This is a genomic window from Paenibacillus whitsoniae, from assembly GCF_003955665.1.
Taxonomy (GTDB): domain Bacteria; phylum Bacillota; class Bacilli; order Paenibacillales; family NBRC-103111; genus Paenibacillus_E; species Paenibacillus_E whitsoniae.
The window spans coordinates 35,354-45,223 of sequence record NZ_RXHU01000026.1; the positions used below are offsets into that span (position 1 = coordinate 35,354).

General features: G+C 54.0%; 8 protein-coding genes and 1 riboswitch. All 8 genes read right to left on the reverse strand.

Annotated elements, in window-relative coordinates; all coding sequences use genetic code 11:
• Positions 1-11 precede the first annotated feature (11 nt).
• Positions 12-1,415 carry an amidophosphoribosyltransferase gene (gene purF / locus EJQ19_RS10360; protein ID WP_420901670.1) on the reverse strand — a complete coding sequence of 468 codons (1,404 nt, stop codon included), beginning with the start codon at positions 1,413-1,415 and terminating at the stop codon, positions 12-14.
• Positions 1,416-1,549: 134 nt separating this feature from the next.
• Positions 1,550-3,796, reverse strand: coding sequence for a phosphoribosylformylglycinamidine synthase subunit PurL (gene purL, locus EJQ19_RS10365; RefSeq protein WP_126141143.1), 2,247 nt, complete (start codon positions 3,794-3,796; stop codon positions 1,550-1,552).
• Positions 3,774-4,469 carry a phosphoribosylformylglycinamidine synthase subunit PurQ gene (gene purQ / locus EJQ19_RS10370; protein WP_126141144.1) on the reverse strand — a complete coding sequence of 232 codons (696 nt, stop codon included), beginning with the start codon at positions 4,467-4,469 and terminating at the stop codon, positions 3,774-3,776. The genes purL and purQ overlap by 23 nt, the downstream gene beginning before the upstream one ends.
• Positions 4,470-4,685: 216 nt before the next feature.
• Entirely contained in the window at positions 4,686-4,925 is a 240-nt protein-coding gene (gene purS / locus EJQ19_RS10375) for a phosphoribosylformylglycinamidine synthase subunit PurS (RefSeq protein WP_126141145.1), read from the reverse strand.
• Positions 4,926-4,958: 33 nt separating this feature from the next.
• Complete coding sequence (locus tag EJQ19_RS10380) at positions 4,959-5,816, reverse strand: phosphoribosylaminoimidazolesuccinocarboxamide synthase (protein ID WP_126141152.1); 858 nt, start codon at positions 5,814-5,816, stop codon at positions 4,959-4,961.
• Between the two features lie 66 nt (positions 5,817-5,882).
• Complete coding sequence (gene purB / locus EJQ19_RS10385; RefSeq protein WP_126141146.1) at positions 5,883-7,181, reverse strand: adenylosuccinate lyase; 1,299 nt, start codon at positions 7,179-7,181, stop codon at positions 5,883-5,885.
• Between the two features lie 32 nt (positions 7,182-7,213).
• Positions 7,214-8,392, reverse strand: coding sequence for a 5-(carboxyamino)imidazole ribonucleotide synthase (gene purK / locus EJQ19_RS10390; RefSeq protein ID WP_126141147.1), 1,179 nt, complete (start codon positions 8,390-8,392; stop codon positions 7,214-7,216).
• On the reverse strand, positions 8,389-8,874 hold the full coding sequence (gene purE / locus EJQ19_RS10395; RefSeq protein WP_126141148.1) for a 5-(carboxyamino)imidazole ribonucleotide mutase: 486 nt from the start codon (positions 8,872-8,874) through the stop codon (positions 8,389-8,391). The genes purK and purE overlap by 4 nt, the downstream gene beginning before the upstream one ends.
• Positions 8,875-8,987: 113 nt before the next feature.
• Positions 8,988-9,089: riboswitch (purine riboswitch) on the reverse strand.
• Positions 9,090-9,870 lie beyond the last annotated feature (781 nt).

Below are 9,870 nucleotides of genomic sequence, written 5' to 3' on the forward strand. Positions count from 1 at the left end.
CCAAAGTTATATTAATCGCAAGCACAGCCAACCTTCGTCGTATCCACGATTTCCGTCGGGTACTCATTATCAAAGCAGGCCGTACAGTAACCGCTTTTCGCACCGGAAGCGCCTTGACCGATCGAATCCAGCAGCCCTTCCCGCGTCAAAAAGTGCAAAGAATCGGCATTGATCGCCTTCCGAATCTCTTCAATGGAGTTCATCGCGGCAATCAGCTCTTTGCGGTCCGGCGTATCGATCCCGTAGTAGCACGGGTTCATGAACGGCGGCGACGAAATGCGCACATGCACTTCGGTAGCGCCCGCTTCGCGCAGTAGGTTCACGATGCGCAGCGACGTCGTACCGCGAACGATCGAGTCGTCGATCATGACGACGCGTTTGCCTTCGACGACTTTGCGCACGGCGCTCAGCTTCATTTTAACCCCTTGCTCCCGCAGCTCCTGGCTTGGGATGATGAACGTCCGGCCCGTGTAACGGTTCTTGATCAGCCCGAGCTCGTAAGGAATCCCCGTCTGCTCGGCAAAGCCGATCGCCGCCGAAATACTCGAGTCCGGCACGCCGGTGACGACGTCCGCATCCACGAACGCTTCCATCGCGAGGCGTTTGCCCATGCGTTTGCGCGCGGAGTGGATGTTGATCGTGTCGATGTCGCTGTCCGGACGGGCAAAATAGATGTACTCCATCGCGCAGATCGCGCGTCTGCCCTCTTCCGTAAAACGCTCCGAGCGGAAGCCGTCGCGGTCCAGCACGATGATCTCGCCCGGCTGCACGTCACGCATGTACGTTGCGCCGACCGCGTCGAACGCGCAGGACTCGGACGCGAACAGATACGCATCGCCAAGGCGACCGATCATGAACGGACGCAGTCCGTTCGGGTCCAGCGCCGCGATCAGCTTATCCTTCGTGACGATCAGGAACGCGAAGCCGCCGATGACTTGGTTCATGGCATCTTTGACCGCATCCACGATGTCATCGTGTTCAGATCGCGCAATCAGATGCGCCATGACTTCCGTATCGCTCGTCGTCTGAAAAATCGAGCCCTTACGCTCCAGCTCACGCTTAATGATGTTCGCGTTGTCCAGATTGCCGTTCGTCGCGATCGCCAGATCGCCCTCCCGGTATTTGAACACGAGCGGCTGCGCATTCGCCAGCTTGCTTTCCCCCGCTGTCGAGTAACGCACGTGCGCAATCGCCGTGGAGCCGACCAGCGGCTCCAAATTGTCGTTCGTAAACACTTCCTTGGCGAGACCCATGCCGCGGTAGTAGTTGAACTTGCCGTCCTCCACGGTGCAGATGCCGGCGCTCTCCTGACCACGATGCTGCAGGGCGTGCAGACCGTAATAGCAGAGCTGGGAAGCGTCGGGATGACCATATACCCCGAACACTCCGCACTCTTCATTCAATTTATCAAACATGCCGCCTTGACCGGCGACACCTTCGTTATAATACTCACCTGTCCAAAGCTCATGGGCTTTGCCTTCCAGCTCCGCTACAGGAGCTGCAGGCAGCTTGCCCACTTCTAGACCGGATGACGGCGTTGCGACGGTTCTCACGCCATTAGACATGGGATCGCTTCCTTCCAGACTTGTGCCAGCTCACTAACCGGAGACTGGAGACGCTGTTCGTTATTGACTTTAATCGTAAGCAGATCATGGGAAACAACGGTACCGATCTCTTGGTAAGGCACGCCTTGCGATGCGATCCAGTGCTTGAGCGCGTCCGCTTTATCCGGCGATGCGCTGAGCAGGATACGGGATTGGGATTCGCTGAACAATGCGAAGTCAGGACGAAGCTCGGAAGTAAAGTTCACTTCCGCACCTAGCTTGCTGCCGATGCAGCTCTCTGCAAGCGCAACAGCCAAACCACCTTCGGACAAGTCATGCGCTGAAGCTACGAGACCTTCTTGGATTGCTTTCAGAACGGTATTTTGCAGGCGCTTCTCAACGGCCAAATCAAGCACCGGAGGACGTCCTTCCGTTACGCCGTGTACGACGTATTGGAATTCGGAACCGCCCAGCTCCGCTTTCGTTTCGCCGAGCAGGATGATGATGTCGCCTTCTTTTTTGAATTCTTGCGTTGTGATGTGATCGGTATCGTGGACCAGACCAACCATCCCGATAACCGGCGTCGGGTAGATCGCGCCCTTCGCATTTTCGTTGTACAAAGATACGTTACCGCCGATAACCGGCGTATCCAGGAAGCGGCAAGCTTCCGCCATGCCGTCTGTCGCTTTTTCCAGCTGCCAGAAAATTTCCGGCTTATCCGGGGAACCGAAATTCAGGTTGTCCGTTACCGCCAGCGGTTCTGCACCGGAGCACACGATGTTGCGCGCTGCTTCGGATACGGCGATACGGCCGCCCACTTCCGGATCTAGGTAAACGTAACGTCCGTTACAGTCTGTTGTCATCGCAAGGCCTTTGCGCGTGCCGCGAATCGTCACGACCGCTGCGTCAGAGCCCGGGCGCACCGCAGTTTCCGTACGAACCATATAATCGTATTGGTTGTAAACCCACTCTTTGCTTGCGACTGTCGGGGAAGCCAATACGGATTTCAGTGCATCCGTCAACTTGACAACTTCCTCGTAACGAGTCGTATCAACCGCTGCGCCTGCTTCGTAGTAAGCCGGCACTTTGCTTGGCTTGTTGTACACGGGGCACTCGTCAACGAGCGCGCCAACTGGCATGTTGCCGACAACTTCGCCGTGGTGGATCAATTTGAGGTAACCATCGTCCGTTACTTTACCGACTTTCGCGCAGTGCAGACCCCAACGCTCGAAAATGCCTTTCGCTTGCGCCTCATGCTTCGGCTCAACAACGAACAGCATACGCTCTTGGGACTCGGACAGCATCATTTCATAAGCCGTCATGCCTTCTTCACGCTGCGGTACTTCATCCAGGTACAGCTCCATGCCGTTACCTGCTTTACTTGCCATTTCGGCGGAGGAACAAGTGAGTCCCGCTGCGCCCATATCTTGAATCCCGAGTACGATACCGGAATTAATGAGTTCCAAACAAGCTTCAAGCACCAGCTTCTCCATGAACGGATCGCCGACTTGTACCGCCGGACGTTTCGCTTCGGATTCCGCTGTCAATTCCTCGGATGCGAATGTCGCACCGTGAATACCGTCACGGCCAGTTGCCGGACCTACGTAGAACACAGGGTTGCCTACGCCTTTTGCTACGCCGCGTTGGATTTTATCGTGATCGATCAAACCTACGCACATCGCGTTAACAAGCGGGTTGCCTTCGTAGCTCTCGTCGAACATGACTTCGCCGCCAACCGTCGGGATCCCGATACAGTTCCCATAACCTGCGATACCAGATACAACGTGCTCGAACAGGTATTTTACGCGGTCATTTTGCAGCTTGCCAAAACGCAAGGAGTTGAGGAGTGCCACAGGGCGCGCGCCCATGGAGAAAATATCACGAATAATACCGCCCACGCCTGTTGCCGCGCCTTGGTAAGGTTCGATCGCAGATGGATGGTTATGGCTTTCGATTTTGAAAACAACCGCTTGGTTATCGCCGATGTCGACGATGCCCGCGCCTTCGCCTGGCCCCATCAGAACGCGAGGTCCTGTCACTGGGAATTTGCGAAGAACAGGTTTGGAGTTTTTATAAGAACAGTGCTCAGACCACATGACGCTAAATACGCCGATCTCCACATAGTTCGGATTACGTCCCAGGAAGCCGCAAATTTTGGCATACTCTTCGTCGGTAACGCCCATTTGCTTGTAAATTTTCTGCTCCAGAATTTGTTCGGCTGTCGGTTCCTTAGCGGATAGCTGCTGCGTCATGTTTTTCCCTCCAAGCGCTCAAGATCGATGTAAACATTTTTTTGCCGTCGGCGGAGCCCAAAATTTCATGAACCGCACGCTCAGGGTGAGGCATCATGCCTACAACGTTCCCTGCTTTGTTGCAAATACCCGCGATATCATCCAGTGATCCGTTCGGGTTGTTGCCCGCTTCGTAACGGAACACGATTTGATTGTTTTCTTGCAATTCTTTCAGTGTTGCTTCGTCACAGTAGTAGTTGCCTTCGCCGTGCGCGATCGGAATGGAGATCAGTTCGCCTTCCGCGTAGTCGCGCGTAAACGCCGTTGTGTTGTTCTCCACTTTCAAAAGCGCCTGGTGGCAGCGGAATTTCATGCCGTTGTTGCGCAGCAAAGCGCCTGGCAGCAGACGAGCTTCCGTCAGCACTTGGAACCCGTTGCAGATGCCCAGGATGTACTTGCCTTCTTCCGCCGCTTTCACAACGGATTTCATCACGTTCGTAAATTGGGCAATCGCCCCGCAGCGCAGGTAGTCCCCGTAGGAGAAACCGCCCGGCACAAGAATGCAATCGTATTTGGACAAATCGTCTTCCGTATGCCACACATAATCAACTGGCTGACCGATCGTGTCTTCGATGGCTTTATATAAATCGATGTCGCAATTCGATCCCGGAAAAACAAGAACCGCGAAATTCATGACTTTTTCCTCCCTCAACCTCTTCAGTATGCTGGCCGTGACTGAACACCCGCTCAGGGGCATCTTTCACCGCCTTTTCGCCCCCTGCTGCGTCACTTTTGCTTGACGTACCCCCGGTACACCTTCACAAAAGTTCCTTGCATGGAACGAAAATTCGGCCAAATCTGCTTCCTTCTGAGTATTCAGTCACGACCTAGCTTCGCACTTCGTGACCGATTACGCCAATTCGTAGCGGTAGTCTTCGATAACCGTGTTCGCCAGCAGCTTTTCGCACATTGCTTTGACGCGTGTTTCCGCTTCTGCTTTATCTACGTTCCCGAGCTCAAGCTCAAGGTATTTGCCGATACGCACTTTGCCGACTTCTTCAAAGCCCATGGAGTGAAGGGCGCCTTGCACCGCTGTTCCTTGTACATCCAAAACGTTTTGCTTGATCGTGACATAAACCGTTGCTTTCATGTGAGAATCTCTCCTTAGGCTTTTTAAAGTTATTTAATCCACCAAACGGTGCAAAATTTCTTTATAACGATTCGACGTCTCTTCAACGACGGAAGCCGGCAGCGGATCAGGCTCGCTGTTCTTGTCCCAGCCGGAATTCGCCAGGTATGTGCGGACAGGCTCTTTGTCCATGGAATCGATCTCGATGTCCAGGGCATAATTGTCTTGCGCCCAGTAGCGCGAGGAATCCGGTGTGAAAATTTCATCAATAATAATAAGTTCGCCATTATAAATGCCAAATTCAAACTTTGTATCCGCTAAAATAATGCCTTTTTGCTCACAGATGGAGTGCGCCAGCGTGTACAGCATGATGCTGCGCTCCTGCAGCGTGTACGTCAGCTCTTCGCCGATCAGCTCCACCATTTGTTCCACGGAGATGTCCTCGTCGTGACCGACGTCATTTTTCGCCGCAGGCGTGAAAATCGGATCTGCCAGACGCTGGTTCTTCCGCAAGCCTTCCGGCAGCTTTTTGCCGTTGATTTCGCCCGTTTTCTCGTACTGTCTCCAGCCGTTGCCGGTAATGTAGCCGCGCACCACGCACTCGATCGAGATCCGCTCCGCTTTTTTCGCTACGATAATCCGTTCTTTCAAAAGCTCGCGATCCGCCGCACTCGGAATGATCGACTTCAGCAGTTCCACATCCGTATGGACGATGTGATTCGGCATATAGCCGCTTGTCACGTCGAACCAGTACTTGCTCAGCGCGTTCAGCACGTAGCCTTTGTCCGGCACGCCCGGCTTCAAAATATAATCGAAAGCAGAAATCCGATCCGTGACCACGATCAGGAAATTCTCGCCAAGATCGTACAACTCCCGCACTTTCCCCTTGTGCACCAGAGGCGCGTTGATCATTTCTTCGGCTGTATTCAAAATGCTGCCTGCCACGAGGACACCCCTCCCATGATTAAAATGTATCGTTTAACCGTTCAAGCCTAAACGGTCGAAAATCGTTTCCACATGCTTCAAGTGCCAGCTTGGATCGAAGCAATCCGCGATCTCAGCCGGGCTCAGCGCTTCCGTAATCGCTGGTGTGTTTTCCACGATTTCGCGGAACGAACGCTGCTCTTCCCACGCTTGCATCGCTCTAGGCTGTACGGTGTCGTAAGCTTGCTCGCGAGCAAAACCTTTGTCGATCAGCTTCGTCATGACGCGGCCGGAGAACGGCACATCGTACGTGCTGCGCATGTTGCGCTTCATGTTCTCAGGGAACACGGTCAAGTTCTTGATGATGTTGCCCAGACGGTTCAGCATGTAGTTGAGCAGCTGCGTAGCGTCAGGCAAAATGATGCGCTCTACGGAGGAGTGCGAAATGTCGCGCTCATGCCACAGCGTCACGTTCTCGTACGCGGAAATCATGTGGCCGCGGATGACGCGCGCCAAGCCGGAGATGCTTTCGCAACCGATCGGGTTGCGCTTGTGCGGCATCGCGGAGGAACCTTTTTGACCTTTTGCAAAAGGCTCTTCAACCTCGCGGAACTCACTCTTTTGCAGGGCGCGAATTTCGGTCGCGAATTTGTCCAGGGATGTCGCAACGAGTGCAAGTGTCGCCATGTACTCAGCGTGACGGTCACGCTGCAGCGTTTGCGTCGAGATCGGAGCCGCTTTCGTGCCGAGCTTGCCGCAGACATACTGCTCAACGAACGGATCGATGTTCGCATATGTACCGACAGCGCCGGAGATTTTGCCGTATTGCACACCGTCAGCAGCTAGTCGGAAGCGCTCCAGGTTGCGTTTCATTTCTTCATACCAGAGGGCCATTTTCAGACCGAATGTTGTCGGCTCTGCGTGTACACCGTGCGTTCTGCCCATCATGGCTGTGTTTTTATGTTCAATCGCTTTATTGCGAAGAATTTCGATGAAGTTTTGGATGTCTTTGTCCAGGATTTCGTTGGCTTGTCTCAGCAGGTAGCCGAGCGCCGTATCGACAACGTCCGTGGACGTCAAACCATAGTGCACCCATTTGCGCTCAGGTCCGAGCGTTTCGGATACCGCGCGCGTGAACGCGATGACGTCATGGCGTGTCTCTTGCTCGATTTCATAGATCCGGTCGATATTGAAGTCTGCTTTCTCGCGAAGCACCTTCACGTCCTCTTTCGGGATTACTCCCAGCTCAGACCAAGCTTCACAGGAGAGAATCTCCACTTCCAGCCATGCCTTGAATTTGTTCTCTTCCGTCCAAATGCGTGCCATTTCCGGGCGTGTATAACGATCGATCATGGTTTCTCGTTCCTCCAATTATTTCTTTGTCTTTACTTTCCCCAAATGCCTGTCTGTTCTATCCAAGTGAGCGCCTTCTCTACGTCGTCGGTCAAAAGGTTGATATGACCCATTTTGCGCTTCTCTTTTGCTTCTTTTTTGCCGTACAGATGCACTTTCGCGCTTACGCCCAATTGCTCGTCTTCGAGGAAGCCCGGCTCAGCCAGTTTCTCGGTTAACGGCGCAATGTGCTCGCCTAGCAAGTTCACCATCACAACCGGCGACAGCAGCTTCGTCGAGCCCAGCGGCAAATTGCAAATGGCGCGCACATGCTGCTCGAACTGTGAGGTGCGGCACGCTTCCATCGTGTAATGACCGGAGTTGTGCGGACGCGGCGCAAGCTCGTTCACATAAAGCTGGCCGTCCTTGGTTAAAAATAACTCCACCGCGATCAATCCGATGACGCCGAGCGATGCGGCGATCTTCATCGCCAGCTCCTCGGCTTCCTTCTGGATCGCCACCTCGATGCGCGCCGGCACGATCGACTCGTGCAAAATGTTATGCACGTGGATGTTCTCCGCCGCCGGGAACGCCTTGACCTCACCGCGCGGGCTTCTCGCTGCAATGACCGACAGTTCCTTGTCAAAATGAATGAACTGCTCCAGCACCAATTCCGTCTTCGCCTTGCTCAGCGTGGCATACGCTTCCGGCACTTCGTCCAGCGAGCGAAGCACCCACTGGCCTTTGCCGTCGTAGCCGCCCATCGCCGTCTTGAGCACGCATGGGATGCCAAAGAGTTCGGCCGCCTCGCGAAGCTCGGCTTCGCTGCGGATTTCTGCGTACGGCGCTACCGGCACGCCCGCGGCTTCAATGGCCCGTTTCTCGCGCAGCCGATGCTGCGTTGTATATAAAAGCTGACTGCCCTGTGGAACGTAAGACTCCTCCATCAGGATGTTGGTGACGTGCGCATCTACGTTCTCGAACTCGTAGGTGATCACGTCCGATAAAGCCGCAAGCCTGCGCGCGGCGTCGACATCGTCGTAGCCCGCTTCGATCTGCTCATCCGCCACCTGACCGGTAGGCGCATCCGGCGTCGGATCCAGCGTCACGAAGCGGTAGCCCATGTTGCGGCCGGCCAGCGCCAGCATGCGGCCAAGCTGGCCGCCGCCGAGCACGCCGATCGTGCCGCCGGGGAGAATCACTTTGCCATCTTGCGCAGCGGATGTGCTCATAGGTTGTCACTGCTTTCCAGCACCGTTTGCTTGATGCGCTCGCGACGTGCTTTCACCTTCGCTTGCAGCTCCGGATCGAAAGCGCCAAGAATTTGCGCGGCCAAAAGGCCCGCGTTCGTCGCGCCCGCGTGGCCGATTGCCACCGTTGCCACGGGAATACCGCCTGGCATTTGCACGATCGACAACAAGGAATCCATGCCGTTCAGCGTGGACGTTTTGACCGGAACACCAATAACCGGTAGCTCGGTTTTGGCTGCTACCATCCCTGGTAAATGCGCCGCCCCGCCTGCTCCGGCAATAATGACTTGCAGCCCGCGTTCAATTGCAGATTCCGCGTACTCGAACATAAGATCCGGCGTACGATGCGCGGAGACAACCTTCTTCTCGTACGCTACGCCAAGCTCCTCGAGCATATCGCATGCGTGCTTCATCGTTTCCCAATCCGACTGGCTTCCCATTATGACGCCAACACGTACAGTCATCTCAAACCTACTTTCACGTTTTTAAAATAAAAAATGCCCAGAGTTAGAATCTTTGATTCTATCCGCTGGACAGCAAAAGAACCGAATGCAAAAAGACCATATCGCTTCCAATGGTTCATCATTCGTTTCCTCGTAGTCCAAAAATTCATGGTTTTTGGGTAGAAACTTTCAGGCCTTATCCCTGATTTTATACGAGTGGTTTCGACATTTTCAATTGTTGCGGCTTGATTTCCCGCCTACCTAGTGTACTACCAACTAACGTGCCGTGTCAATTTGAAAAAACGAACGTTTTTTTGACATTTGTTTTAGATAGTTCGCTTTTTGGAGCTGCTTTTCGGATTTCCTTCGCCTTGCGAAGATCGAATCGGAGGCGTCATCCAGACGTCGGGGAAGTGGAGCTGAAATGCTCGGTCAATTCCTTGAAACCGGTCGGCCGCACAGCTGATCTCAAGTGTAATATTTTTCGACAAGCTCAGGGGAAAGTGCTGTTCAAATTCGCATAAACGCTGCTGTTCGGGGGCGGGATGCTGATTCTGACGCCTTTTGATCGTTATCCCCGTAGCTCAGGGTAGGATGAACTGGAATTCCTCCAGCTCATCATGAGCTCTACTGCGAAAATTGAGGCATGAACTGGAATTTCTCCATGTCATCCACGCTGAAAACCTCAAAATCGAGAAAATGCCCCAAATGAACTGGAGCTTTTCCAGCTCAGAGTGCGAATCGGCCGTTTTGAACGGAAATGAGCTGGAGAAATTCCAGTTGAGATGACACTAGGAGGCTGACTCAGGCAGGCTAGTGAGGTGGAACTGAGGTGCTTGTGGCAAACGTAGGGCTCGCTCGAATGAAGACTAGCTTGTTTTCCGTAACTGGTGGGGCGAGACTGGGGCACTTATAGGCAGATGTAGGTGGGAGCTCGACTAAAGACTAGCTTGTTTTCCGTAACTGGTGAGGTGAGACTGGGGCGCTTATAGGCAAACGTAGGTGGGAGCTCGGCTA